Origin of the sequence: Methanosarcina sp., assembly GCF_049706645.1 — an archaeon.
GTDB lineage: Archaea > Halobacteriota > Methanosarcinia > Methanosarcinales > Methanosarcinaceae > Methanosarcina.
Window position 1 is genome coordinate 1 of the sequence record NZ_JBNAKP010000052.1, and the last position, 26,991, is coordinate 26,991.

The 26,991-nt window shown below is 43.8% G+C and carries 24 protein-coding genes and 2 pseudogenes; 14 read left to right on the plus strand and 12 right to left on the minus strand.

The window, feature by feature from the left end; all coding sequences use genetic code 11:
* Positions 1-162: 162 nt before the first annotated feature.
* From ACPK8D_RS15455 to ACPK8D_RS15465, 3 genes are all read right to left on the minus strand, one after another.
* Positions 163-1,143 carry a radical SAM protein gene (locus ACPK8D_RS15455; RefSeq protein WP_424718748.1) on the minus strand — a complete coding sequence of 327 codons (981 nt, stop codon included), beginning with the start codon at positions 1,141-1,143 and terminating at the stop codon, positions 163-165.
* Positions 1,144-1,326: 183 nt separating this feature from the next.
* Entirely contained in the window at positions 1,327-1,728 is a 402-nt protein-coding gene (locus tag ACPK8D_RS15460) for a DUF5320 domain-containing protein (RefSeq protein WP_424718749.1), read from the minus strand.
* Positions 1,729-1,902: 174 nt separating this feature from the next.
* Entirely contained in the window at positions 1,903-2,397 is a 495-nt protein-coding gene (locus tag ACPK8D_RS15465; protein ID WP_424718750.1) for a DUF134 domain-containing protein, read from the minus strand.
* A gap of 133 nt (positions 2,398-2,530) precedes the next feature.
* Between ACPK8D_RS15465 and ACPK8D_RS15470 the strand changes: the two genes are divergently transcribed.
* Positions 2,531-3,250: a hypothetical protein gene (locus ACPK8D_RS15470; RefSeq protein ID WP_424718751.1), complete on the plus strand. Its 720-nt coding sequence runs from the start codon at positions 2,531-2,533 to the stop codon at positions 3,248-3,250.
* Positions 3,251-3,326: 76 nt separating this feature from the next.
* On the opposite strand, the gene ACPK8D_RS15475 is transcribed toward ACPK8D_RS15470, so the two are convergent.
* From ACPK8D_RS15475 to ACPK8D_RS15485, 3 genes are all read right to left on the minus strand, one after another.
* A complete protein-coding gene (locus ACPK8D_RS15475) occupies positions 3,327-4,178 on the minus strand; it encodes a DUF1638 domain-containing protein (protein WP_424718752.1) in 852 nt (283 codons plus the stop codon).
* 80 nt (positions 4,179-4,258) lie between these two features.
* Positions 4,259-5,056 carry a DUF1638 domain-containing protein gene (locus tag ACPK8D_RS15480; RefSeq protein WP_424718753.1) on the minus strand — a complete coding sequence of 266 codons (798 nt, stop codon included), beginning with the start codon at positions 5,054-5,056 and terminating at the stop codon, positions 4,259-4,261.
* A gap of 117 nt (positions 5,057-5,173) precedes the next feature.
* Positions 5,174-5,752 (minus strand): TetR/AcrR family transcriptional regulator, encoded by a 579-nt coding sequence (locus ACPK8D_RS15485; RefSeq protein WP_424718754.1) that lies wholly within the window; start codon positions 5,750-5,752, stop codon positions 5,174-5,176.
* 1,212 nt (positions 5,753-6,964) lie between these two features.
* Between ACPK8D_RS15485 and pylS the strand changes: the two genes are divergently transcribed.
* From pylS to pylD, 4 genes are all read left to right on the plus strand, one after another.
* The gene (gene pylS, locus ACPK8D_RS15490) at positions 6,965-8,212 is read left to right on the plus strand and encodes a pyrrolysine--tRNA(Pyl) ligase (RefSeq protein ID WP_424718755.1); all 1,248 of its coding nucleotides are present in this window, start codon (positions 6,965-6,967) and stop codon (positions 8,210-8,212) included.
* Positions 8,213-8,508: 296 nt separating this feature from the next.
* Positions 8,509-9,561 carry a methylornithine synthase PylB gene (pylB, locus tag ACPK8D_RS15495; RefSeq protein ID WP_424718756.1) on the plus strand — a complete coding sequence of 351 codons (1,053 nt, stop codon included), beginning with the start codon at positions 8,509-8,511 and terminating at the stop codon, positions 9,559-9,561.
* 1 nt (position 9,562) lies between these two features.
* Positions 9,563-10,654 carry a 3-methylornithine--L-lysine ligase PylC gene (gene pylC, locus ACPK8D_RS15500; protein WP_424718757.1) on the plus strand — a complete coding sequence of 364 codons (1,092 nt, stop codon included), beginning with the start codon at positions 9,563-9,565 and terminating at the stop codon, positions 10,652-10,654.
* Positions 10,655-10,724: 70 nt separating this feature from the next.
* Positions 10,725-11,516 carry a 3-methylornithyl-N6-L-lysine dehydrogenase PylD gene (gene pylD / locus ACPK8D_RS15505; protein ID WP_424718758.1) on the plus strand — a complete coding sequence of 264 codons (792 nt, stop codon included), beginning with the start codon at positions 10,725-10,727 and terminating at the stop codon, positions 11,514-11,516.
* Positions 11,517-11,699: 183 nt separating this feature from the next.
* On the opposite strand, the gene ACPK8D_RS15510 is transcribed toward pylD, so the two are convergent.
* Both ACPK8D_RS15510 and ACPK8D_RS15515 read right to left on the minus strand, forming a co-directional pair.
* Complete coding sequence (locus ACPK8D_RS15510) at positions 11,700-13,322, minus strand: methylamine methyltransferase corrinoid protein reductive activase (RefSeq protein WP_424718759.1); 1,623 nt, start codon at positions 13,320-13,322, stop codon at positions 11,700-11,702.
* A 295-nt stretch (positions 13,323-13,617) separates the two neighbouring features.
* Positions 13,618-14,319 (minus strand): class I SAM-dependent methyltransferase, encoded by a 702-nt coding sequence (locus ACPK8D_RS15515; RefSeq protein WP_424718760.1) that lies wholly within the window; start codon positions 14,317-14,319, stop codon positions 13,618-13,620.
* A gap of 460 nt (positions 14,320-14,779) precedes the next feature.
* On the opposite strand from ACPK8D_RS15515, the gene mtbA reads away from it, so the two are divergent.
* The 7 genes and pseudogenes from mtbA to ACPK8D_RS15550 all read left to right on the plus strand — a co-directional run bounded on the left by mtbA (position 14,780) and on the right by ACPK8D_RS15550 (position 21,348).
* Positions 14,780-15,799 (plus strand): methylcobamide:CoM methyltransferase MtbA, encoded by a 1,020-nt coding sequence (gene mtbA, locus ACPK8D_RS15520; protein WP_424718761.1) that lies wholly within the window; start codon positions 14,780-14,782, stop codon positions 15,797-15,799.
* 955 nt (positions 15,800-16,754) lie between these two features.
* The gene (locus tag ACPK8D_RS15525) at positions 16,755-17,408 is read left to right on the plus strand and encodes a methyltransferase cognate corrinoid protein (protein ID WP_424718762.1); all 654 of its coding nucleotides are present in this window, start codon (positions 16,755-16,757) and stop codon (positions 17,406-17,408) included.
* Positions 17,409-17,426: 18 nt separating this feature from the next.
* Positions 17,427-18,803 (plus strand): annotated as a pseudogene (locus tag ACPK8D_RS15530) (monomethylamine:corrinoid methyltransferase).
* A 291-nt stretch (positions 18,804-19,094) separates the two neighbouring features.
* Positions 19,095-20,498: an APC family permease gene (locus tag ACPK8D_RS15535; protein ID WP_424718763.1), complete on the plus strand. Its 1,404-nt coding sequence runs from the start codon at positions 19,095-19,097 to the stop codon at positions 20,496-20,498.
* Positions 20,491-20,754 carry a monomethylamine permease gene (locus ACPK8D_RS15540; protein ID WP_424718771.1) on the plus strand — a complete coding sequence of 88 codons (264 nt, stop codon included), beginning with the start codon at positions 20,491-20,493 and terminating at the stop codon, positions 20,752-20,754. The genes ACPK8D_RS15535 and ACPK8D_RS15540 overlap by 8 nt, the downstream gene beginning before the upstream one ends.
* 14 nt (positions 20,755-20,768) lie before the next feature.
* Positions 20,769-21,005 carry an AcrB/AcrD/AcrF family protein gene (locus ACPK8D_RS15545; protein WP_424718764.1) on the plus strand — a complete coding sequence of 79 codons (237 nt, stop codon included), beginning with the start codon at positions 20,769-20,771 and terminating at the stop codon, positions 21,003-21,005.
* A 217-nt stretch (positions 21,006-21,222) separates the two neighbouring features.
* The gene (locus ACPK8D_RS15550) at positions 21,223-21,348 is read left to right on the plus strand and encodes a hypothetical protein (protein WP_424718765.1); all 126 of its coding nucleotides are present in this window, start codon (positions 21,223-21,225) and stop codon (positions 21,346-21,348) included.
* A 281-nt stretch (positions 21,349-21,629) separates the two neighbouring features.
* Here ACPK8D_RS15550 and ACPK8D_RS15555 read toward each other — a convergent pair whose 3' ends face one another.
* The 3 genes from ACPK8D_RS15555 to ACPK8D_RS15565 all read right to left on the minus strand — a co-directional run bounded on the left by ACPK8D_RS15555 (position 21,630) and on the right by ACPK8D_RS15565 (position 25,346).
* Positions 21,630-22,655 carry an AAA family ATPase gene (locus ACPK8D_RS15555; RefSeq protein ID WP_424718766.1) on the minus strand — a complete coding sequence of 342 codons (1,026 nt, stop codon included), beginning with the start codon at positions 22,653-22,655 and terminating at the stop codon, positions 21,630-21,632.
* Between the two features lie 76 nt (positions 22,656-22,731).
* Positions 22,732-24,444: a preprotein translocase subunit SecD gene (locus ACPK8D_RS15560; RefSeq protein WP_424718767.1), complete on the minus strand. Its 1,713-nt coding sequence runs from the start codon at positions 24,442-24,444 to the stop codon at positions 22,732-22,734.
* On the minus strand, positions 24,441-25,346 hold the full coding sequence (locus tag ACPK8D_RS15565) for a protein translocase subunit SecF (protein ID WP_424718768.1): 906 nt from the start codon (positions 25,344-25,346) through the stop codon (positions 24,441-24,443). Before ACPK8D_RS15565 ends, ACPK8D_RS15560 begins: the two co-directional genes overlap by 4 nt.
* A 393-nt stretch (positions 25,347-25,739) precedes the next feature.
* Here ACPK8D_RS15565 and ACPK8D_RS15570 point away from each other — a divergent pair, with 393 nt between their 5' ends.
* Together ACPK8D_RS15570 and ACPK8D_RS15575 are read left to right on the plus strand one after the other, a co-directional pair.
* Entirely contained in the window at positions 25,740-26,219 is a 480-nt protein-coding gene (locus tag ACPK8D_RS15570) for a deoxycytidylate deaminase (protein ID WP_424718769.1), read from the plus strand.
* A gap of 177 nt (positions 26,220-26,396) precedes the next feature.
* Positions 26,397-26,720: a cupin domain-containing protein gene (locus ACPK8D_RS15575; protein ID WP_424718770.1), complete on the plus strand. Its 324-nt coding sequence runs from the start codon at positions 26,397-26,399 to the stop codon at positions 26,718-26,720.
* A gap of 180 nt (positions 26,721-26,900) precedes the next feature.
* Here the strand turns inward: ACPK8D_RS15575 and ACPK8D_RS15580 are convergent.
* Positions 26,901-26,991: pseudogene (locus tag ACPK8D_RS15580) on the minus strand (IS200/IS605 family transposase); the annotation flags it as partial.

The following is a 26,991-nucleotide window of genomic DNA, read 5'->3' on the forward strand; positions in this document are numbered from 1 at the left end:
GCTTTCTGCAGAATTAGAGCATACATTTCTACAATCAGAAAGAATAGTTTGCCTGTTATAGAGGGTATTCTTGCGGCGCTCAAAGGAGCGCCGCTAACTATACCCTGAATAGTTACAAAGTTATTTGAAATAAAGGCGTTTAAGAGTGTACTTTTTGTGTAATTATTTTGCCCTGTAATACTTTTCAACCTCTGAACTTATTATCTCTATTTTGCCTTCATCAAGCAATTTTTCGAGCATAGAGGAGAGATCTTTAGGATCAATATTCAAACTCTGACCTGTTTGTTCGAAAGTACAGGGTCTTCTGAGGAGAAGAGCATATACCTCCTCATCCAGTTTTATATGTAACACCTTTGCTTTCTTCTTTTTTTCCTTCAAAACTAGCTTTACCTTTCTATCTCCGAATTCAGAAACGAAACGCTTTGCAATTTCCCTTAACCTTTCTTCTGGAACTGGTCTCACCCATTTTTCAGAAGGAGGGCGGCTGATTGTTAGAACTTCGATCTCTTCCGGACATATGTACCGGATTGTTTTTACCAGCTCTTCGATCTCTTCGTCAGTAAAATTTAGAGGCTTGCCGGTTTCATTTTCAAGCAACATGACTTCAAGTGCAAGTCTCTTCCCGGTTCCGGCTCTTGCAAGTTTCCTCAAACCCTCGATGATTTCCTTCAGGTTTATGCCCGGAGCAGGTCTATGGATTTTTCTCCAGGTCTCTTCATTTCCAGAAACAAGAGTTGCAACTACCAAATCTGCCTCTGCCAGGTTATTTTGAACATCCTCTCTTCCCAGAAGGGAAGAATTCGTAATTACGCAGATAGGGACTCCACTTATTTTCCTGACGCTCCGGATAATTTCCCCTAAAGAAAGGTTCAGCGTAGGCTCGCATGTGCCGGAAAATGTAATATAATCCAGGCCCTTGATATCGTTACAGAACTTTTGCAGGCTTTCGGAGACTTCTTCTGGAGTCACAGCTTCCCTTATATCCTCAGGGCTTCTAATTTTTAGCTCAACATGCCCGAGCTGGCAGTAGATGCAGTCGTAGTTGCAGTTCTTTTTCGAGCCGGTATTTTTAATTATATCGACTCCCAGAGACCTACCGAGCCTTCTTGAAAGAATTGGGCCGTAAACGATTCTCGACTTCATTTTTTAACTCTTCCTTTCACAAAAAATCAGGGCCCGAAAAACCGGGAAATCTAGCCGGAATCTAGCGGGAAATCCCTTTATTTTCCAGCCCAGGTTCATTTTTTAAAACTCATTTATGAATGAATTTGGAATCCATCAATGAATTATCTCGTTAATGAGCCCATTTCGGAATTTTATATTAATTTATTCCTTTTCATCGATTTCCTGGGACCGACGTCTCTTCAAACTTTCCATGAGGGCCTCAAGTTCCTGTTTCAAGGACACTAACCGGTTCTCAAGGAAATCGATACTCGATCCCGTCCTGTTCTGAGCTGGTGCAGGATAGTAATATCCGGGGTACTCACCACGAGCAGCAAACCCTTCACCTCTTCCGAAACCGGGGGTTCTTCTGCAACAGAAACCCACGCCTGCTCTTCGGCCTGCACCTCGGCCTACACCACGCCCGGCTCCACGGCCAGCGCCCCGGCCTGCACCCGCTGGATTTCCGGTCATATAACCCGGGCTGTCACTGCCCGAGCAGTAACCCATAGCCCGTCCTGTTTTTGATCCCTGGCCCATCGGACCTGTTCTGTTTCCATATGGCATTGTTTCCAACTCCTTTCATTGTACTTTTTAATTTACCAAGAATTTTTTTATTAAGTCGTCATGTTATCAGGTAGGAATCTTTAAACAACCCTGATAAGACAGATTGAAATGGAGTAGTAAAGGAGCACTGGTTGTGCTTTTCTCCCATTCTTTTTTTTCGAGCCGCTTTATAACTCACTTCCTGACCATAGGGCTTCCGCATTTCTCACACTTCACCTGGTTGCAGGCGACTCCCGGAGTATGGGGAGTTTCATGCCCACAGGCAGGACATACGCAGTCTCCTGCTGGTCCGCCGAACCGCCCCCCTCGACCTCTGCCCTGTCCGCGGTTTCTTCCGCCGCCAACCTGGACCTGGCTTGCAGGACCTGTTCCGTCCCCTCTTGGCATCCTGTAATCTCCTCCTTCAATTCTTATTGCTTTTCCATGGACAAGCGCTTCAGTTACTTTTTCAAGTGCTTTTTTCAGAGCCCTCTGAAAGGTGGACTGGTGAACCTCCATACGGACCGCAGCCTCACCCTGGGAAAGGTGTTCCAGGAAGCTGAGCCTCATAGTCTCAAGTTCGTCGATTGTCAGCAGGATTTCTTCGGGAGTTTCACTTTCGGGACTGAAAGGCCTGAACTCCCTTGCCGAATGTTCGAAATCCACCATCCTTCGTTTTCGAGGGCGCATAATTATGCATAATAATGCAAAACATATATAGTTTTGCACTATGCAGGCTCTGGCCCTAAAATGGCCTTCAGATGAAAAGAAAATAGACGTGTCGGTCAAGTTTTAATAGATGGAGTCCGAAAAGCACAGCTAAATGTCAAGCAAGCTGGAACTCGATATTGTGAAAAAAGGGTTTGAATGGCTTTCTGCCCAGCAAATTCAGTCCGTAAAGGAACTTTCAAGTACCTTATCCGCACATGCCCTCTGGGCGCTCCCGAACCCTTATATAACCCGCCTGATCCTTAAACAGGAAACCGACGGTTCCTGGAACTCTTCAACCAGAGATACTGCCAGGGCCTGCTCAGCCCTCTCAACGGAAGGAATTGTATTCATGGTCTCAGCAAAATGGTTGCTTGCCAGAAAAAGCAAAAGATCCTGGAACAGGGACGTTTACGATACAGCCTATGCTCTTGCGGCTCTTGCAGACACAGAAACTCAGGACAGAGACGGGTGCAACTGGCTATACGAACACTATTGCCCTGCCTGGGAACAGGTAGGCACTACATCCCTTATCATTACAGCTCTTAAAAAACAGGATCATCTGGCAAAAACCAGAACCTTTGAGACTTTTATCCGGGAAAAAGCCGAATGGATCCTCTCAAAAAGAGGACACGACGGAGGCTGGAAACATATCTCCACAAGCAATCTGGCAATCCAGGCCCTGCTTCTTGCAGGCTTTAAAGAAGAACTCGGACCCTCAGTCCACTGGCTTCTCAACAATATCCACGAAAGCGGAGCCTGGGGAAATAATAATGACGACATAAACGCTACTGCTCTGACTTTGAGTACACTGGGGCTTTATAAAAAGACTTGAAAAGAGAAAAATTTGTCTTCGTTGTCTATTTTGTTTTTTCCTTCTTTTATTTTCAGCGCACCCACTCAACTGTTTTTTAATCTGATACTGCTTCTTTGCAGACATCGTTTTTGGCATTTAGATAGGACCTACTTGCTATTTCCATACTGCCTTCCATTTCAGCAATACTCATATCAAAAGTCCGGGCATAATTCAAGACATTTTTATCGAATTCACTTCCTATAGAAATCTCATTACTGATTTTGACAACCTTTCTATAATGCTTTTTCAAAAAACGTTCATTAAAGTCAGAAGTGTCAGTAGATTCCATTCTCATTTCTTTCCAACTGGAGGCCCACATAGGAGTCAGATATATCATACCTGTACCATTTCCACTCTGCATAACTTCAGCATAATTATCGTTGCCCCCAAGAGCTACGCTGATACAGTCATCCACAATCTCTCCTTTTTCATCTTTGAGAAAATAAAGAGAGCAATGAAGATCTTTAAAATCCGCTTCCGTGTTCCTCAGAGAGTGCCCACAATTTCCATAGAAAATAAGAATGCCATGTGAAAAAGCTGCCATTTTCTTAATATTTTGGTAGATCTCAGACCTTAAGAGTTCACAATCTGCATGCAGGCCAAGCTTCAGTGTATTTACAACTACAATAGACTTTTCTTTGTTCTTTTCTTTACTCTTTTCTATTATATTATGAGGTATTTTCTTAAAAAACGGAAATTTCAATAAAAGTCTTAGAGGGTTCACGGATATAGAGTTGTTTGCCTCTTTTAAAAAAGTAGGTATCCTGTCCAAAGGAAAAAGTCTGGGCTGACAATTTCTGGATTTAAGCTTTCGAACAAACCTGAAACTTTGCCTGCTTTCAACTACGATCAATTGATTTAAGTCATGGTCTTTTGAGAGGACATATACCAGTTCGTCTTCAAGCATTTCACAGGCAATTATGCTAAGTACAGGCATCAGCTCACCATTCATTTATAAATACAAAATTTTCAACCTTTTGATTTTTCCTAAATTTCCACTTTGAGTTCATTATAACAATCTTCAAAAATTTTCTGGTTACCGTCATCGAATTCCAGGATTTCGAAATCAAACAATTCCGCAAATTCCCGAATAGAAGCGTCGAAATTTTCAGTGTATTCAAGGCCGGTATTAATCTTAGCAACTCTTTTGTAACCAATCATTTCGTGGGTCTTTTTCATTAATTTCAATGCTTTGGCGGGATCTTTATTTAGCTTATCCAGTTGAATTAATTCTCTCCATCCCTTGCTGTACATGGGAGTAAAGAGATATGTTCCAGCATCACTAACACTTTTGAGTATCCTCAGATAGTCATTAAATCCTCCAACAGTAGCCCCTATGCAGTCATCTACAATTCTGTGATCTTTGTCTTTAAGAATACGAACCGGACATGAAATAGAACTGTGTTCAAAATCTTTTTCAACGTTCCCCAGTACATTCCCACATAAACCGTAGAAGAGCAGGATCCCCGACGAAAAAGGAGCAAGAGTCTTTATAGTCTCATATACCTTAATTTTCAACTCTTTAGGACTTCTGTGAAGGCCCAGTTCCATTAGATGTATCAGAACCGTGTATTTCTTACACTCACTTTTGATTTCGGGAAGTGAGGAAATATCTTCCAGAGAGAGCACTTTATACTGAAGGTTTACTTTATCCAGTTTTTCTACGAATTCCCAGATATTTTCGTTATCAACTATAATGATCTCATCAATGGAAGAGTCATTTTCAAGAATCCAGATGATTTCGTCCTGCATTATCTTGCATGAAATAATACTCATAGTGGGCATTGAGACATCCTCCTCATAAGTTATTCAGAAAACCTAATTTTTTTCGAGCAATAGATTGATTATATTAAGATGATATACTTACTTACACATAAGTAAGTAGTGGTTAGGAAAAAAAAATCAGTTCTTCCACCCAAGATCGGATTTAATTAGAGAAATGGATCTAACGAGTGTTTTTCTCCCTTTAATGCTGGATAGTTGCCTGGCACCCATTAAGGCTTCGACTACTAACTCTGCACGTGCTTCTATAGAATCAGAAAAACTAAATTCTCCTTGTTCCAAACCGGCTTTAAGAACTCTGGAAAGCCAGGTCAAAATATCATCCAACAACAACAGGTTTTGCTTTTTAACTTTTTCCGGAAGTTCTTCAAAATCGAGAATTACCGAGCCTGGTGGACAGATACTTTTGCCTTCATCAAACTCTTTCAATGCGTAATCAAAGTAGTATTGAAGCTGGTCACGGGCTGAGCCCCCAGATTCCACTATTTGAGCAATATTTGCAGCTAAATTCTTCCTGCTGTCTTCAAGCAAGGCTGCAACCAGATCCTCTTTTTTGGGATAGTAATTATGAATTGCTGCATTCTTTATTCCCAGTTTCTGAGAAATATCTTTGTAACTAAATCCATTATAACCCCGACATTGCAAAAAATTCCTTGCATAATATAGTATCTGTTGATTAGTCTCGTTCATATCTTTCATAACAACACGTATATCATTAATAAGTACCAAAATAGTGCTTACCCTTATAAAACGTAGTTTCTCGATTTATCAGTTTAAATAATTAGAATTTTACTTTCAATATGTATTCGCCATTAAAGAGTTTACTTATGTGTAAGTAAGTACTGGTTTAAATAATTAATCACTTCATCAAAGATCGGACTATATTAGGTAAATGTTTAGAGATTATTTCATTGGTAAAAGGCTTTGAATGGCTTCCTTTAAAGAGGAATTTAAAGCTTCAGTCTGCTGGTTCCTTGAAAATATCCAAGAAGCTAGAAGCAGAGCCAATGCAGCAACTATGTCATTATTTCCTTTCTTCCAGATAGTCCTCACTTTCAGAGGTTCTAATTCATTCTATAGATTGGCGTCAACGAAAAATCTCTTTTATAGTTTTTATCTCTGAAGCAAAAAGACTAAGATAGCGTAAATCAGTCCGCTTGAGCGCAACCGTTGCGCCGGTTGATCACGCAGTCACGTTGTTACGTCGTTTTCGCTCAAGTCTTTTTTGAAATGTCTTGAGTTGCGCAGGTTGACAATGCTGCACCCGTGCGTTTTTGATCAAAATTTTTAGAAAAAAGTCTGCGGAACTCGAGTGAAAATACATAGAATTTTCTATCGCATAAATTAGCCCTCTTGAGCGAACAAAGTGAGCGAAAAGGGCAGCGTACTCCCGAGGCGCAATTCGGGCGAGACGCAATTCGGGGAGCGAAAAGGGCTCCACCCTCATGAGAAGGGACTCGGGTGCAAAAAATATAAATAAGAATTGGACTTTTTTCTGGAATTTCACCAATAAACATATATATCAAACAATATTATTTTATATTACTAATTAAGATAATAAAATAACTATACAGGAAGCAAAACGCTTTGTTAAACCTATTTTGTCTAGGAGGAAACCTGATCATGTAGATCGAATGGACTCTAAATCCGTTCAGCCGGGTTAGATTCCCGGGGTTTCCGCCATATTTCTGAATCCCGGAATGGCAATATATAACATTCCGCCGAAATATTTTATAAAATCTGGACATTTTTTCCAGAGTCTATAAATTGTTTCTACTTTGTGGGATCACTTTTATTTTCCGGGTAGCTGTCAGCAAATTGCTGACTCCGTGCTTATATTCAGTAAGCCGGGATTCTGAAATACTATTTCTTGGAGATCATCCGGGCTTTTAATTCACCAGGGGTGACACTATGGATAAAAAACCACTAGATGTTCTAATATCTGCTACAGGGCTCTGGATGTCCAGGACTGGCACGCTCCACAAAATCAAGCATCATGAGGTCTCAAGAAGGAAAGTATATATTGAAATGGCGTGCGGAGACCGACTTGTTGTGAACAATTCGAGGAGCTGCAGGACAGCCAGAGCATTAAGGCATCACAAGTACAGGAAAACCTGCAAGCATTGTAAGGTTTCGGATGAAGATATTACCAATTTCCTCACAAAATCAACCGAAAGCAAAACCAGTGTGAAAGTTAAGGTAGTTTCTGCTCCGAAGGTCAAAAAAGCCATGCCGAAATCAGTCTCAAGGGCTCCAAAGCCTCTGGAAAAACCTGTATCTGCACAGGTATCGGCGAGCGCATCCGCACCTGCAAAATCCGCTTCAAATTCGTCTGTTCCCGCATCAGCACCTGTTCCTGCACTTACGCGGAGCCAGCTTGATAGGGTTGAAACTCTCTTAAGTCCGGAGGATAAAATTTCTCTGAACGCGGTAAAGCCTTTCAGGGAACTTGAGTCCGAACTGCTGACAAAAAGAAAAGGCGACTTGCAGCGTATCTATGCCGACGAGCGGGAAAACTATCTCGGAAAACTCGAACGCAATATTACGAAATTTTTCGTAGACCGGGGTTTTCTGGAGATCAAGTCTCCGATCCTTATTCCGGCAGAATATGTTGAGAGAATGGGCATTGACAGCGATAATGAGCTTTCAAAGCAGGTTTTCAGGGTAGACAAAAACTTCTGCTTGAGACCAATGCTTGCCCCAAATCTTTACAACTATCTGCGAAAATTCGATAAAGTTCTGCCTGATCCGATAAAGATCTTTGAAATCGGGCCCTGTTACCGGAAAGAATCCGACGGTAAAGAGCACCTGGAAGAATTCACCATGCTGAATTTCTGTCAGATGGGTTCGGGCTGCACCCGGGAAAATCTTGAAGCCCTGATCAGGGAATTTCTGGACTATCTGGAAATCGATTTCGAAATCGTAGGAGATTCCTGTATGGTCTATGGGGATACCCTTGATGTAATGCACGGGAATCTGGAACTTTCGTCGGCAGTTGTCGGCCCAATCCCTCTTGATCGGGAGTGGGGCATTGACAAGCCCTGGATAGGTGCAGGTTTCGGGCTTGAACGCCTGCTCAAGGTTATGCACGGCTTTAAAAATATTAAGAGGGCAGCACGATCCGAATCTTACTATAACGGGATTTCGACCAGCCTGTAAGCTGAAAAATCCGTTAAAGTAACCTTGAGCGGCTAAAAACAGATTGAGATATTAGAACGGCAACATTTGAATGGCAAAAGAGAATGGCAATATTGAACCGCAAAATAGAATAGCAGTATTGAATGGCAAAAAGTAGAATGAAATCTTGAATAGCAATTTCAATGGCAATATTAAATGGCAAATCTGGATGGTAAAAACTCGAAATGGCAAAACAGGCTAAATAGTGAGATTGAAATGGCAATTCGGCCTCAATAAGGCCGGAATAAATATGAGGAAATTTATGAGAGGGTGAAATTTTGATCCAAAAAATGGCACTTGAAGAATTTGACAGGTTCGGGGAAAAAATCATTGAAGGTTACCAGTTATCTGACGATGACCTGAGGGCTCTTCTCTCCCTTGAATCCGAAGAAGACCTGGAAAGACTTTATTCCGCAGCACGAAAAGTAAGAGATCATTATTTTGGCAACAGGGTATTTCTTAATTGTTTCATCTATTTCTCCACTTACTGTAAAAATCAATGCTCCTTTTGCTACTATAACTGTAGAAACGAGATCAATCGGTATCGTTTGACCAGAGAAGAAATAAAAGAAACTTGCAAAGCTCTGAAAGGAGCAGGTTTTCATATGATTGACCTGACCATGGGAGAAGATCCCTATTACTATGAAGACCCTGACCGATTCGTTGAGCTTGTCCAGATAGTAAAAGAGGAACTTGGGCTCCCCATAATGATTTCTCCAGGCTTGATGGATAACACTACTCTTCTCAAAGCCAGGGAAAAAGGAGCAAACTTCCTGGCCCTTTACCAGGAGACATATGACACTGAACTCTACCGAAAACTCAGAGTTGGACAGTCATTCAATGGGCGTGTCAATGCGCGTCTTTTTGCCAAGGAACAGGGATATTGCGTAGAAGATGGAATCCTCACAGGCGTTGGAAACGATATCGAATCTACCATCCTGTCCTTAAGAGGAATGAGAACAAACGATCCTGATATGGTCAGGGTTATGACCTTTCTGCCCCAGGAAGGAACCCCGCTTGAGGGTTTCAGGGATAAATCGAATCTCTCGGAACTGAAAATCATATCGGTTCTCAGGTTAATGTTCCCGAAACGCCTCATTCCTGCCTCCCTTGACCTGGAAGGCATTGACGGCATGGTTCACCGCTTAAATGCAGGAGCAAACATCATTACTTCGATTCTTCCCCCCGATTCCCGATTGGAAGGCGTTGCAAATTATGACCGCGACTTAGAAGAGCGGGACAGGGATATAAAAAGTGTAATCAGAAGGCTTGAAATCATGGGCATGGAACCTGCCCGGCAGGCTGAGTTTGAGTCAGTCCTGGGGTGTTAGCTTGAAAACGATCTGCCTGGTGGGCGGGAAACTCCAGGGTTTCGAAGCTGCGTATCTGTCTAAAAAAGCCGGAATGAAGGTAGTTCTGGTCGATAAAGACCCGCAAGCTCTGATCCGCAATTATGCAGATGAATTTCATTGTTTTGACGTAATAAAAAAACCTGAAAAACTTCTGGAGCTCTCAGGAAGCGTTGACGCTGTACTTCCTGTAAACGAAAACTTCGCCTGCATTGAATTTCTGAGTTCAATAAAAGAAAAATTCTCCTGCCCCGTACTTTTCGATTTCGAAGCTTATCGGATTAGCAGGGATAAGAAAAGCTCAAAAGACTATTTTAAGTCCGTAGGGATCCCTACTCCAAAGGACAGCCCCTCAGAACCGCCTTATTTCGTAAAACCTCCCTGTGAAAGCAGCAGTGTCGGAGCCAGGATAATCTATGATAAAGAAGAGCTTGAAGCTCTTGAGCCTGGCATGCTGGTTGAGGAATACGTAGAAGGCGAAGTAGTCTCTCTCGAAGTTGTAGGGGACGGAAGTAATTTTGCCGTGGTAAAAGAAACCCTGATCCATATAGACGAAACTTATGATTGTCATATGGTAACTCCGCTTCCTCCCGACCCTTCCTTCAGGCAGATATCCCATGTTCTTGCAGCAAACCTTTCCTTGAAAGGGATTATGGATGTGGAAGCAATCTCCGGCCCGAAAGGCCTCAGAGTAATCGAAATCGATGCCCGCTTTCCAAGCCAGACCCCAACAGTCGTTTACTATTCTTCAGGAATCAACCTGATAGAACTTCTTTTCCGCGCCTTTACTGGTGGTGTAGAGGAGATCAAGGCTCTCCCCGAAGACAAATATTGCATTTATGAGCATCTCATGCTCGGGGAAAACGGGATTCTTATTCCTGTTGGAGAACAGGTACTTTCCATGGGCAGCGACTACGGAAAATTCTATGAGGAACCCGGAATTGAGATTTTACTTTGCAAAGGAGAAAACCCGGTATTCACTCTGGTTTTCTGGGGTAAGGATAGGGAAGAAGCCGAGGCAAAGAAATGCAAAGGGCTCTCGATTCTCAAGGATCTTTTCGGAGCAGTTGTGTAAAGGAATAAAGAACAGGACTGGGAAGGAAATTAAAAAGAATTAGGGAAACTAAAATTTCCAGAAACAGGAAATGGAGATAAAAATGGCACTCTTAACCCCACATGATTTGATGAATATTAATAAGCAGCTTCAGGAAGCCGATTCTGCTGTGCGGAGAGTAACAGGGCTTGACATAAAAGGTGTCTGTAAAGCTCTCTACGGTACCTCTCAGGGATCAGAAAAAGTCGGCATCGTGCCTGTAACTTCAGGAAACGGGATAATAGGAAACTTTTCGGCTTCCCTGCATGCAATTACGCAGTATTTCGGATTTGACAGTTTTGTTACGGATATGCCGGATGTTAGCGGCTATTACGAGGCTGTGCGGAACGGAGCAGGGATTATCCTTATGGCAGACGACCACACTTTCCTTGCGCATAACCTCAAAAACGGAAAAATAGCCAACAACCAGCCCTGCACAGGCATAATTTATGCTGAGATTGCTTCCAGGCACCTGAAAGCCAATTCAAAGGACGTACTGGTTGTAGGGCTCGGTAAAGTAGGTTTTCCCGGAGCAGCGCATTTCGTGCACAAAGGCTTCAGGGTTTACGGGTATGATGCTGACAGAACACTCCTGAAGAGAACGGTGTCAAACCTTGGGATTATTCCTTTCGACCTTGAAAATTCAAAAAAATTTTCCATTATTTTCGAGGCAACCCCATGTGCAGATACACTTCCTGAAGCCGTGCTTTCGGAAAATTGCGTGCTTTCCACCCCTGGAATCCCCTGCGCAATTTCCGAAGAGTTTCGAAAGAAATACGATGTGCAGCTTGTAATGGAGCCTCTGGGAATAGGAACGGCATCAATGTTATATTCTGTGCTGTAACGCCCGAATTGCGCTTCGGGAGTACGCGGCCCTTTTCGCTCCGCTCAAGAGGGCTATTATGAAGAAGCTGAACTGATCTCAAGAGGCGGAGTTATGGCGTAGAGTAGCACTTTGCTGCATGCACGCTAAGTGAAGAAAAGGTAAAATATAAGAAAATGGGTGGGAGTTAATTCCCACCAAAGCTTATTTTGCTGTGATTTTGAGTTTTGTTATATCGATGGCACTTTCGGGGCAGATGCTGACACAGCGGCGGCAGCTTGTGCCTAGGCATTTCTGGCTGTCGTATTTTGCGATCCTTTGGCCGTCTGTTTCTACGATTTTGAGAGCGGCTTCAGGGCATTCTTTTACACATTTTTGGCAGTAGACGCACTTTTCCACAGGGACTTCGAGGATTATGCCTATCTCTTTGAGGATGGCAAGGCCCTCTGATCCTACCTGTTCAATGTCTTTGCTGACTCGCTTTTCAATGCTTACGTGTTCAAGGGTTTTCGGGAGAGGGGGCAGGCCATAGAGTTCAAGCATCTGGTCGTACATCTCAAGGGACATTCCCATGGTCCAGTAGGAGAGTTCGCAGAGGTAGAAGTTGTTGAAAGTCTCACTGGTTGCCATCATGAGGTGGTCGGCAGTAATTTTCCTTGCAATCCTGACTACGTCATCCAGCCTGGATTTGTCCAGCGCAAGTTCCCGGGCAAGCGCAAGCGAGGTGTTTCCGAACTGGACAATTCTTTTTGCATAACCCGGTGCAGCTCCGAGCCTGCGGGCATCTTCAGCGTCTACATAGGCTCCAGAGGCTCCTGACATATATGCGTACTCCAGATCTTCGTACTTAATCCCGGATTCGATAATCAGGGTCATATGGGCGGCCCGAATTGCCCCGATAGCTTTTCCGGCTTCTTCTACATCCTTCTCAGTGATCTCAATTCCAGGGCCCAGGATCAGCTTTCCGTTCGGAAGTTTAGGAGGCTTTTCGATGAGCCCGCTTCTCAATGCAAGGGCAAAGGCCGAGATAACACCTGTGCCGGTAATTCCTGCTGCCTCGTAGCCGAAAGATTCTTTTATTTCACCTGTTCCCGGATGAATCAGGTAAGCGTTCTGTTTTTCCATTTCCCTGTCAAGGACCATGATTCTCCAGTACTGCCCTTCAGGTTTTACGTCACAGATCGCGCCCGGGCTTGCAAGCATGCCTGAACTTATACCCTGCCCTTCAATTGCAGGCCCTGCAGCCGCGCTTGCCGTGATAATCCTATCCCCGACTTTAAGAGCCATTTCGGCATTTGTCCCGTAATCCGTGACAAGTGAAGGTTCGGGCCGGATAAGGAAATCGGTTTCAAGCATCATGGCCAGGGCATCAGCTCCAATTTCGTGTTTGATTGCGGGGGGCACAATAACTTCACAATTGAGCAGGTCTTGTTCTCCGAAAATTTCTGAAGCCGGAAATACGCGGGCATCTCTTTTTACATTCTGGACTCCAAGCATTTTCTGCTTATTTTCTCCTGCATAAGCCAGATCCCTTATTTCCATATTCTGGAAAAGGGAAAGCTGAATGGGGTTTCCGCAGACTGCCAGCCTTTTTACCTGAGAAAGATCAACATCGAACCGCAGGAACATTCTCCTGATTGTTTCGAGAATCACCGCATGAGCCACATCCTCGCCTGTTGTGATTGCAAAGTCCAGGTGGTCCATAACATTTCCCCCGGGGAGGGGATGACCCATGGTTATGACTGTCTTTAAGGTTTCCTTCGTTTCAAGATCAATAAGCTGGGCTCTAAAACCGCTGGTGCCCAGATCAAGTGCTATTCCATACATTTTTCAGGTCCTCCGGGAGCGTATAATGTTTTGAGGCGTCCGGCAGCGTGAACTGCCCCATAAAAGGATGGGATATAAGGATTGTAATCTAATTCTTGTAACTTTTAATTTATAATTCTTAATTTGTAATTCCTAATTCGACAGCAATCGGGAAAAGAATGTAATAATTTTAGAACATATGAATTATATAAACTATTACTAACGGCTGCTAGAAAATACGGATGGGTGGTTACCAAGCGCTGTGGCTAATTATAAAGTTACTGCTGTTCTTAGAATTTGTTATTAGCCAGATACATCATTTTTTACAACAGTAGCCTGCCATAAATCCATCATATTCAACAGATTCAATATAAAACCCAGCACTTTTTAGAAGACCTTCCATAATCCAGTCCAGCGTTGAAAATTCTTCTCTTAAATGGATTTCCGTCTCTTCAGCAATTTCGTCCCCAGCAAATTTCTTCAGGTCAGTTATAATTTTATTAAAATAACTGTCATAATCCCGGATCATTGAAGGAAATACAACATCACGCAAATAGAATTTTCCGCCTTCCTTCAACATTCCGTAGATTCTTCTCAGAGCCACCATTTTCCAGTAGTCTGGAAGGTGATGTAAAGCTAGCTGAGTGACAATAATATCAAACGGTTCAGCGTAATTTTCGTATGTTAAAAAGCCAGCATTACAAAACTGGATATTTGTTTTGTTCTGACTTTCGGCCTTTATTTTTGCACAGTCTATCATAGTTTTAGAGACATCTACAGCCACAATTTTTTTGCAGTGGTCTGAAAGCTTGAGTGTCAGTTCTCCTGTTCCGGTCCCGATTTCAAGAACCCGATCCGTGTTCTTTATTCCGAGAAGCTTTCGGATGCTATTCGCCTCGTTTTCAGTATCTCTCAACTTCTGCATACGTAAATCATAAGCCTGTACTTCTTCGAGATCTGTATAATCTACCCCGATTTGTTTAAATTCATCATAATACCATCGTAGATACTGGCTCATATCGGTCCCTTTTTAATTATTAGCTAATTAGGTGAGTTATTATAGCTAATTGCCTGAATTTTTACCATTTGAGACGGAAAAAGTTGTTACTGAGATCTTGACGCTGCTGCTATTTGACAGTCGACTGGCTACCTGTGTCAAAGTCCGGAAAATAATAAAAGTTTTTCTTTTTGTGTTCCTGTTGTGCTCCTTATTTTGCAGGCAGGAATCCATTTTTAGCTCTCGACCATTCATAAACAGGGGTTAAAGTCGCAAACCATTAGATATTTTAAGTTTTTTGTCCGGCAGGCGCGAATAAAACAAATTTACTTGTTTTGAAGAAGTTTTCAGGTTATTCCGGCTGTTCAATTGATAACTTTTTATAACATAATTTTTAATTAAAGAATATAAATACATATTTATTTATAGTATGTATTTTTAAGAGTTAACCTGTCTATATAACTCAGAGAGGGATTATAAAATGGCAGAATATACCCCAAAAGAAAGATTGTACCGTGCATTAAGGAAACAGCAAGTGGACAGGATGCCAGCTGTTTGTTTCACTCAGACCGCAACTGTCGAACAGATGGAAGCTTGCGGAGCCTACTGGCCAGAAGCCCATGCTGACGCAGAGAAAATGGCAACTCTTGCGGAAGCAGGACACACCGTGGTAGGGTTTGAAGCTGTAAGGGTTCCCTTTGACATTACGGCTGAAGCCGAACTTTTTGGCTGCGGAATCAAGGCCGGCGACCTGAAGCAGCAGCCATCAGTGATCAAACACAGTGTCAAGAACCTGGAAGATCTGGATAAGATAAAGAATTACAACCTGAAAGAAGGCAGGGTTGGCTTAATCCTTGAAGCCATTAAGATCCTTTCCGACAAATACGGAAAAGAGCTCCCGGTAATAGGATCCATGATAGGGCCTTTCTCTCTTGCCCAGCATATTAACGGAGATGCCTGGTTCGGAAACATTTTCACAGGAGAAGAGGTTGTTCCTGCACTTCTGGATTTCTGTTCGGATTTCAATGTGGCATATGCAAAAGCAATGGTTGAGAATGGGGCAGATACAATAGCCATTATTGACCCGACAGCAAGCTATGAGCTGATAGGTGGGGAATTCTATGAGAAGTATGCCCTTCCTTACCAGAAGAAAATTGTTGACGCAATGAAAGAACTCGATGTGGCTACAGTTCTTCACGTCTGCGGAAACACAACCAATGGCCTTGGGATTATGGACAAGACCGGCGTAAATGGGATCAGCGTAGACCAGAGAGTAGATATCAAGACCGCAACCGGTAATGTGGAAAATGCCATCATTGTCGGAAACCTTGACCCTGTAGCCGTACTCTGGAACGGTACTCCTGAGGATGTCGCAGAAGCCTCAAAGAAGGTACTCGACGCAGGTGTCGGGCTGCTCACGGTTGGCTGTGGAATTGTCAGCATGACTCCAACTGCCAACCTCCAGAAGATGGTTGAGTGCGCAAAAAGCCACAAGTACTAAAAAATATTACTGAGCATGTCCAGATACTGAGTATTTAGATATTGAGTATTAGATACTGAGTATTTAGATATTGAGAGTGTACAGGATTAAAAGAAAAGAAAGCGGATCGCCGGCCTTAAAGCCGGCCTCATTTTTTAAGAATTTTTCAGAAAATTGCTTCATCAGGACTTATTCTTACCTGTCTAATCCTGCATTTCCAGGAGAAATCATGTATAATCAAGCATTCTTCCTGCGTCAAATCTATTATTTAAAGATTTCCTCTTAAAAAGATTTACAGCACCTGGATTTTGAGGCAGGAGCTTGCAGATATTGAAGTAAATTGCAGTAATTAAAAATTCCAGTATTTATACTTTTTGCTTTCATGCCCTGATCCGGAACCTTGAGAGAAAAAATGAGGAAAAAACCCTGAATTCTTGAGGTTAGAATTCTGAAGATTTTTTACTTAGAATTTTCTACAGTTATATATTATCAACAAATATAGTATTCGTTTATATACTATAATTTCAATCTGTACTTTAGGGATTGAATCTGAATGTTCAGGACAATTCCAGGCAGTTCCAGCAGGCATACTGTTGGAGAATTTGGGATATGAGTCTAATTCGACTGGGAAGCAATTTGCAATTTTCGGCAAATAAATTCCCCGGTAACAATGTCAGAAGAGAAGAAGTTATTCACAAAAGTCCGAACCTGTTCGGTAAAATGGCAAATGGCAGTGAATAATTTCGACTGTAGACAATTCGAAAATTCGTGAAGGCATTTCCTAGCGCCTAATGGCTGAAAGATAAGGCAGCAGGGATCTGACAATAAATTGAGAACCCCATGCAAATGCTCTTTTTTTAGTTAGCGGAGCCTGGGTCTATACTCAAGCATAAACCTTTGCGGAAAAGTTGTCGGAGACATCGTACTGCCCAATTATACTGCATAGAATCGCGAGTCTTAGTGGAGGTTTACAAAAATGGCAAACCAGGAAATATTTGATAAGTTACGCGATGCGATCGTAAACCAGAACGTCGCAGGCATTGCACAATTAGCCCAGGAAGCCCTTGATGCGGGAATTCCAGCTATCGAGATCATCACAAAAGGCCTTTCCGTTGGGATGAAGATTATCGGTGACAAGTTCGAAGCCGCCGAGGTATTTCTGCCCCAGATCATGATGTCTGCAAAAGCAATGAACAATGCAATGGAAATTCTCACTCCCGAACTTGAGAAAAGTCAGAAGGAAGGGGAAGAAACCGGACTTGCAATTACTTTTGTTGCAGAAGGAGACATTCACGACATCGGGCACAGGCTTGTCACCACCATGCTCGGGGCAAACGGATTCAAGATCCTTGACCTTGGAGTTGACGTCCTTAATGAAACCGTTGTAGAAGAGGCCGCAAAGCACAAAGGACAGAAGGTTCTTCTTGTCGGCTCAGCTCTTATGACCACCTCCATGCTCGGCCAGAAAGACCTTATGGACATGATAAGGGAAGAAAATCTCAGGGACAGCGTAAAATGCATGTTCGGAGGAGCTCCCGTATCAGGGAAATGGATTGCCGAGATCGGAGCGGATGCAACCGCAGAAAACGCTGCCGAGGCTGCAAAAGTAGCACTTGAAGTTATGAAATAATCCTGGGAGGCAAAAAACATGACATTTAGAAAATCGTTTGACTGCTATGACTTCTACGACAGGGCAAAAGTAGGGGAAAAATGCACCCAGGATGATTGGGACCTTATGAGGATCCCGATGAAGGCAATGGAGCTCAAGCAGAAGTACGGGCTTGACTTCAAGGGAGAGTTTGTCCCGACAGATAAGGATATGATGGAAAAACTCTTCCACGCAGGGTTTGAGATGCTGCTTGAGTGCGGAATATACTGTACCGACACCCACAGGATCGTAAAGTACACGGAAGACGAAATCTGGGACGCAATCAACAACGTGCAGAAGGAGTTCACCCTCGGTACAGGCAGGGATGCCGTAAATGTAAGAAAGAGAGGTGTCGCGGATAAGGCAAAGCCAATAGTGCAGGGCGGGCCTACAGGGTCTCCGATCTCCGAAGAGGTGTTTATGCCTGTTCACATGAGCTATGCCCTGGAAAGGGAAGTCGACACAATTGTAGACGGTGTCATGACCTCTGTCCGTGGTAAATCCCCTATCCCTGGCAGCCCCTATGAAGTCCTTGCCGCAAAGACAGAAACCCGCCTGATTAAGCAGGCATGCGCAATAGCAGGCCGCCCAGGCATGGGCATATAGGGCCCAGAGACTTCCCTGTCCGCTCAGGGAAATATCTCATCTGACTGCTATGGCGGCCAGATCTCCTCAGACAGCCACGAGGTCTCACAACTCAATGAACTCAAGATCGACCTGGATGCAATCGCAGTTATTGCCCACTACAAAGGAAACAGCGACATCATCATGGACGAACAGATGCCGATCTTCGGTGGATATGCAGGCGGCATTGAAGAAACTACAATAGTCGACATTGCAACCCACATCAACGCCGTTCTCATGAGCAGCGCAAGCTGGCACCTGGACGGGCCTGTACACATCCGCTGGGGTTCAACAAACACCAGGGAAACTCTGAAGATTGCAGGGTGGGCATGTGCAACAATTTCTGAGTTTACAGACATACTCTCAGGTAACCAGTACTACCCATGTGCAGGCCCATGCACTGAGATGTGTCTTCTTGAGGCTTCAGCCCAGTCCATTACCGACACGGCTTCAGGCAGAGAAATCCTCTCAGGTGTCGCATCCGCAAAGGGTGTGGTGACCGACAAGACCACAGGTATGGAAGCCAGAATGATGGGTGAAGTTGCAAGAGCAACTGCAGGTGTTGAGATCTCTGAAGTCAACGTGATCCTTGACAAGCTTGTAGCCCTTTACGAGAAGAATTATGCAAGTGCACCCGCAGGAAAGACCTTCCAGGAATGCTACGACGTAAAGACCATAACCCCAACTGACGAATACATGCAGGTCTACGATGGAGCAAGAAAGAAGCTCGAAGATCTAGGACTTGTATTCTAAGTCAAAAGTTGAACCTGAAGTTTACTACTGATGGAGCCAAAGCCAGCGAACACCTCGCTGGCTAATTTTTTTTAAAAACTCAGGCGAAACTATTATAAAGACACTTTACGATTTATGTGGAAATTTTTCACATATAGTGGAACGTATATAATTATTTGATATATAGATGGGGGATATTAAAATGGATATCTGGACTGTTATAAACGGACTCATATATCTCCTGGCTTTCGGACTGATGGGCTGGGTCTTACTGGACGCCAGTAAGATTTCAAAAAGAAGGGGCTGAGCGGCATGTCTGAACATGAATCTGCCAGCCTGGTGAAAACCCTGCGGCCTTTTCACGTATGGGCTCTAGGAGTCGGTATCGTGCTGGTCGGAGAGTACATGGGCTGGAACTTTACCGTTGCAAAAGGAGGAGTTCTGGGTTCCATGCTTGCCATGCTGGTTGCAGGAACCATGTATGTTATGATTTCTCTTTGCGCCAGTGAACTCGGATCGGCAACCAAACTTGCAGGAGGACCCTACGACTGGGCAAGATTGTTTATCGGGCCCGGGGCGGCTGCCAGTGTGGGACTTGCTGTGTATATGGAGTATATAGCTCTTGAGGCGGCAGATGCTATTGTTGTCGCATTTATTGCGCAGAGCATATTCCCTGAACTGCAGGTTTTTCCTGTGACGCTGCTTGTTATAGCACTTTTGACCTTCATTAACTACCGGGGCGTTGTTGCGGCTCTGACTCTGAACTTCTTCCTGACCATGATAGCTTTCATTGCAATAGTGGTCTTCTTCTTCGCAACGGCTTTCGGAACAGTTGACATCCATCCTGAATATCTTTTCCAGGGTGCCCTTCCAAATGGAATGATAGGTCTCTTTGCAGCCTTGCAATTCGGGCCGTGGTTCTATCTTGGGATAGAAGGAGCAGCAATGTGTGCTGAGGAGTGCAAGCATCCCTCAAGGGCAGTACCTCTAGGGCAGCAGGCAGGCATGATCACCCTGCTAATAGGAGCAGCAATGACTCTTTACTTGTGTGCAGTGCTGATTCCTGCGGACATGCTGGGCGTTTCCGTGTATCCGCTTTTTGAAGCGGCTCAGAACAGCGGAGTATTTATATTCATTTCTCTGCTTGGACTTGGGACATTCCTGACCTGTGTTGCCAGTGCAAACGGTTGCGTCTGTGACTCCTCGCGCTCCTGGTTCGCTCTGTCAAGGGACAAATATGTGTCTTCGTGGTTCTCGGCAGTGCACCCGAAATATAATACTCCATACAGAGCTGTGATCTTCACGATGCCCGTTGCAATAGGTTTTGCCTTTAGCGGTTTCCTGGATCAGGTTATTACCTTCTCCATTATCTCGGGACTGCTCTGCTACGTGCTAATCCCATTCTCTTTGATCCGCTTCAGGAACCTCTTCCCTGAGACCACAAGCAGGGTCAGGCCTTTTGTGGGCCCTCTCCAGCCGTATATTGCGTACTTTGCAATCGCAATCGCAATAACAATTCTCTCAACGCTGTTCTGGGGCTACAAGTATAACCTGATCTTCGCTTTTGTATTCTACGGTATCGCGTATTTCTACTTCAGTCACAGGCACAAGAGTTCAAACGCAGAAAATAACTGGGCTGAAATGGGATGGCCCCTACCCAGGGGTTCGGAGAATGCAAGGATAGGAAAGGAGGGAATAGGCGTTGGAGATGAATAACCAGGCAATGGAAAGTAAGTATCACAGAAAACTCAACGGGGATACAGGCTTGATTATAGGCATGCTTCTCCTGCTGGTGGGTGTAGAAGGATTTGTCCTTTATAAGATACTTACCGAGACCTGGGAGATTGCCGGAGACTTCTTCTATCTGTATGTGATCTTCGTAGGCCTGATGGTTGTAATCGAGGCAATTGGCTGCCTGAGTGTGCGCCAATCGATAAAGAACCATATGTTCGAGTTTAAATACTACGATTGAGGAGGCGAGGATCAATGGCAGAAAAAAGCGTTATTACAGAGGTCTTTGATATTGTGTTTATCTTCGTGCTGGCCTTCGCCTGTGTGGTTATTCCTACAGTGCTCCAGGGAGCCGTACTGGTTTCCTGGGGAGAAGGAGGGGCAGGAATAGGCTTTCTCTGGGACCCGGTTGGTTTCTTCAGCTTCTTGCTGGTGATAATTGCCTTCTTTATCGTGATTCTCTATCACTCGGTAAAGCACTATAAATATTAAGAAATAAATTTTGAAAAATTGAAAAAAGAATGCTTGATAGAATGCCTGCCTGAAGGGGAAGTTCAGGCAGACAGTTTTTTTAACTTCAGGCAGAATATTTACCTTTTTTAAGCGCACGTCAGGATTTTATTCTGCCTTATAAAATGGCCTCCCTGAAAAGAGGGAGCTATTCAGGGAGCAATGGAGGTATTTGTGGATTTTTCGAAAAGGCCCGAATATGGCTTCTGCTCAAGGAAGTCCGGCTCTCAACCATCTTCAGGAAGTACAGCACATCGCTTTGGATGTCCTGAAACCCAGGTCCGTACTTCTCTTAAAAAGTATAGTGGAGCCCCTTAACTCCTGAGAAGCCTGAGATTCTGGCCTATCTACAATAAAAGATAAAAGCTAATACTATATATATTTTACTGAGCTAAATTCAATTAAATGAACATCATATATATAATTTTCTTTTTTCAGAGAAGTCCAGATAGAAGCATATATATAGGAAGTTTTGAAAAAGAGTGTTGGGAAGCAAATATAGGGATATGGTCGGGACCTGTAAAGATTAAGAAAAGATAGAGAAGGTAAAAACGGATGGAGTTTTTAAAAATTAAAAAAGGTAGAGATGCCAGGAGCCTGTAAAAATTAAGAGAAATCAGAGATAAGTTTTTCGAGCTGGATTCTGTCATTGGCAGCATCCTTAAGGCGAGCATCGGTTTCGGAAATTTTCACAACAAGGCGAGCAATGTCTGCATCCGTTTCTCCCGAATCTGCGAGAGCATCGGAAAGCCTTTCGAGGATTTCGACCCCTGAAAGACCTTTTTCAACTATCATCTCGTCGATAAGTTGTCGCCCTCTGGAAAAATCTCCCGCAAGGGCCGCAGAAAGCAGATTATCGATATTTTCGTCCCTGCCTTTCAGAATAGCTTCATATACCATTTCTTCAGTAATGACCGAACCCTGCGCAAGCAGGGAAATAAGCTGTAGAGTCTGCACCGCTTTTGCAACATTTCCCTTTGCAAAATAAAGGATCGCGTCCAATGCGCTTTCCGAAAGCTGTAACTCTTCAGCACAGCTGACTTTCTCAAGATGGGCTTTCAGAACAGAATCAGGAACATATGTAAAAAAAATTTGAAGGCCCCTTGAGCGAAGCGGAGCAATAAGTCTGGAAGGTTTGGTAGTGGAAAGGATAAACCTGCATGTTGCACTGTATTTCTCCATAATTCGCCTGAGGGCATGCTGTGCGTCCGAATTCAGGGACTCGGCATTATCGATGTAGATTAACTTATAATCGGAATCAAGTGAGGCCATTCCTGCATACTCATTGATAATTTCCTTAAAAATATCGATTACGCTTTTATAGATTTTCTTTGGGTCATCTGTGCCCAGAAGACGCACAAAACGTTTATCCCGGACAAGATACCGCTTTCCCTGGTCAAAAAAATCCGAAGCATTGAAGTATGCAAAATTGTTTTTCCAGGTGGTTCCATAGAGCTGCCTGGCGAGAGCAAGAGAAGCTGTCGTTTTTCCGGAATTTTCAGGGCCATATAAAATGAGGTGGGGCAGATTCCCTGACTGTGCCAGTTCGGAAAGTGTGGCTACGGCATGTTCATTTCCAAGAATTTCCTTCAGGGTACCTGCCCTGTATTTCAAAGTCCAGAGATCCTGCATACCTTCCACCTTGTTTTTTAGTTTTGAGTATTAACTGAGGGTTTTTATTTTTTCCCTCAATACTTACTCGGTATACTTACTCGGTTATAATTCCGTTTCCACTCTCATCTACATGGAGAAGCTCTTTGATCACTATACCGTAAACCGGCCTTGCAATAATTACACCGATCAAGACACCAATAATAGTTGTAATGGCAAAGCCTTTCAAAGAGCCAAAGCCCATTACGACCAGGGGGGACATGGCGATAATAACTGTGGAGGCTGCTCCCAAAATGATTGTGAAAGCCTTTCCTAATCTGGAAGCGAAAACCTTCGTTGGAGGGAGTTTGCCTTCGTAAAGCACCTCATCCGTAATAATTACAAGGTGGTCAATCCCGGTACCTATGGAAGCGATAATACCTGCAATTGATGCCAGGTCAAGCTGCCAGCCTATAAGTGATGCAACTCCAAGAATCATAATAACTTCACTGATGGAAGTCCCGACCATAGGCACCAGAATTTCAGGCCTCTTGTACCTGAAGTAAACCACGGCTGCTACCGCAATCAGGGAGATCAGGCCTGTAATCACGGCTGCTGTTTTGAACTGGGCTCCAAGCCCTGCGTCCACATGCCCTGAACCTACAAGCACGACATTGACCGGAAGTGCCCCTGCCCTGAGGTGGATTTGAAGGGCTTCTGCCTCGGCTTTGGCAGCTTCATCCGTGCCTGTAGAAGCCTCCCATGAATATATCGGGGTTTCTCTCAGCCTGTCGGCTGCTTCCGGACTCAAAGGAGCCCCATAAATCTGGACATCGTCCAGATACATGTTCAGGTAATGCTCTTCCGGATTGTCAATTGCCCCGGTTTCGAGTGCAACCTTCTGGAGTGTCCGGGCTCCCTCTTCATTGAGGGTAAAGGGAGTATGCCACTGTCCTTCATGGTAACTGGGGATTCCCACACCTACGATAGAATCACCGTAAAGCACGTGCTGAGTCTCATTTCCTGTTGTCTGGATCCTGATCTCAAACTTTCCCGGCTTTTCGGCAATTTCCTTGGCAGTCGCAAGGTCAATGCCTGCAAAATCAATGAGGATATAGTCTTCTCCTACAGTCCTGACAGGAATATCTTTCAGGCCAAGAGAGTTGAGCTTGTCATTAAGAATGTCTCTTGTCAGGTCTCTCGTCTCGCTGCTGACCCCTTCTTTGTAAGTCGAAGTTCCATCTTCGTCCTTGACGATCGAACCTCCAGCCTTTTCCATAAGAGCCTCAAGCTCCTGTTCGGAAACTGCAGTCCGGATCTCATAGACTGTTCCGTCTTCAGTACTGAAGAGGACTACCTCGGCATCAAGGGATTTTGAGAGATAGGCCTTGATCATGGTTTCCTTACTTGTGTCAGAAATAGTAACCTGAGTCTGGGCATCACTCAGCTTGTCCACGCTTACAGTGCCCAGTTCCAGGGACTCTATTTGGGGCGCGCTAACCGGAGCAGACGTCGTAAAGGTTATGGATTTACCGGCAGAATCTGAGCCGCCCATATTAAGGTTGTCACTTGTGACCTCAATAGGGGCTCCAATTACCGGCTCTACCATTTCGCTAACCAGCTCTCCGGCATCTGCATCTACCTGAGTAAGCGCTCCCTCCAGTTTAATCTGGAGCCAGGACCCGCCTTCCAGGTCAAGTCCGAAGTTAAGGTTAGTAGTTATCCCTTCTCCGGGAGTATAGCCTGGATGGATAGCCACTATAGAACCAAGCAGGATCAGGGTGAAGATAATGACTCTTATATTTTTAAAAAGCCCTTTTTTATCACTCATCTATTATACCTCCCTCTGAATTCGGGCTTAAGTACATACCAGCGTAAAATTCCCGTATTCAGGAGCCAGGTATTCATCATATCTGCAATAAGCCCTGCAATCAACACGATTGAAATCTGTGAAAGCAGAGTAATTTGTGTGAACGAGGGAATTACAAGGTAGGAGAAAGTCGAGACTATGTACATGACCACAAGCGCTGCAAGGGTTGTAGTTGTCATAGTAATGCCTGTGTGCATAGCCCGGGAAATTTTCTCTTCTATCGTGCCCCGGCGTTTAATTACTCTATTTGTGAGCAGAATATCACTATCTACAGAATAACCAATAAGCATAAGCAGGGCAGCAAGTGTTCCCAGGGAGAGCTCTATCCCTGCAACTTTCATGAAAGCAGCGGCAATCATGATATCTGAAAAGGCCGAGAGTATTACTGCAAAGGAAGGTATAAGGGTCCGAAAGAGCAGAAATACCACAATGGCCATCCCTATAAAGGAGATGATCATAGCCTGAATAGCCTGTACCTGCAGATCATGACCGTAGATTGGCCCAACCTGCCGGATTTCCACATTCGAATAACGGCCCGTAACATCTTTTTCGAGTTCACGCTGCTGCTCATTATCCATAACCCCGAACTGCATGATGATCCTGCTTCCGGTCTGCCGGGCATCGTTGATGGGGTAAGAAGAATACGTCTCTTCAAGCACAGCAGGAGAGTCAGTTGTTTCTACCGAAATCTGGGTACCGCCCTGGAACTCCATTCCCAGGTTTACCGGCGACCCGCTACTCACAAAGGAAACCAGCAGTATTATTAAAGAAACTGCGAGTACCGCAAGGGGGAATGCCAGCAACTGGCGATTATCGTGACTTTTCACGAAATTATCTAAAAATTCGGTCAAACCTGTTGCCATAATTTAATACTCCGGATACATGCATCTATTATTTTATTGAATCTATCCGAATAGCTCTTTACATCCAGATTTATAATCCGGATGTATAATCCAGAACACGAGATTGATACTCAGATTTATAATCAGATTTGTTTATAATGTTGAACCTACCCTGGCTATTCGGATTCAGGTAAGGAAGATAGCGTACTGGATGTTTTAATAATATAAATAAGTTAATATTATAAATAAGTTAATTTGTTTTAATTCTGTATTCTCACAGATTATATTAATTCTTCCTCGAAAACCAATTTTTCTTTATACACCGTTAATTCATTCCACTTAAAATTAACTCTTAAAAATGGTACATGTTCTAACGTCACAGCTATATATACCAGTTACTGTTCATTAAAAATAATGATAGAAAGACCTTCCCTTGACGAATATTTTCTCGAAATCGCTTTCGTGGTAGGCAAACGGGCTACTTGCCTCCGAAATAATGTGGGAGCTGTGATCGTCCGGGATAAACGAATTCTCTCAACCGGATATAATGGGGCACCCAGTGGCATGGAACATTGCCTTGAAATCGGATGTATCCGGGACGTGGAAAAGATCCCCTCAGGCACGAGACACGAAAAGTGCAGGGCAGTACATGCGGAACAGAATGCAATTATCCAGGCCGCAATCCATGGGGTAAGCATAGCAGGAGCAACCATCTATTGCACACACCAGCCCTGTATTCTTTGCACGAAAATGATTATCAACTCAAACATCAAAAGAGTTGTATATGCAACTCCCTATCCTGACACCGACTCGCTTGAGTTTTTCAGGGATGCGGGTGTGGAAGTTGAATATATACCTTTTAAGCTGAAAAGCCAGAACTCAGGCGGGAACTGAACTTACAGGATTTAATAGCTTTCTGCACTCATTCATGGAGAAAAGCATTTCCATCATCAGAAGAACATCTCCGTAAAGAGAATTGCATCCGGACATGACTATATCTCACCCCTGTAAGGCTTCGCCGGTGACTGGATAGGGTATATGAATTGCGGAATATGGATAAGAGGTGAAGCGATGTCTCAAGAGTTAAAAGCCAGGACAGTAAGGGTAGAAGACTTAATTGAATACCAGGAAGGAGCCGTTGTAAGCAAAGAAATTATCCGTAAGAGTACCGGAACAGTAACAATATTTGCTTTCGACAAGGAAGAAGGGCTGAGCGAGCATATTGCCCCCTTTGACGCCATGGTCCAGGTAATAGACGGGAAAGCTGAAATCACTATTTCCGGGAACAAAAATGTTCTTGAGAAGGGAGACATGATTATAATGCCTGCCAGCGAACCCCATTCACTCCATGCCCTGGAAAGGTTCAAAATGATTCTAACCATGATACGGTCTTAATATTATTAGCTCCATTTTAAGTGCGGTAAATTGTTTTTCGGGAAGAAGTCAAACCATCCCAATGCTCGCAGGATTCTTTAAAATGGAAGTTCTGATATTCCTTAGATCAAAGTTGCGGTGGCGCACCCCGCTGCAAGCAACGGGGTATGTTCGCGCCACCGCTCTCGTTATAATGGAACTTTATTCAAAATCAAGTATTTTCATTTGCTTGTATGCTTCTTTTTCTTCCTGGTTTCCTTGATTTTCAATATAGTCTTTTATTACATCGGAA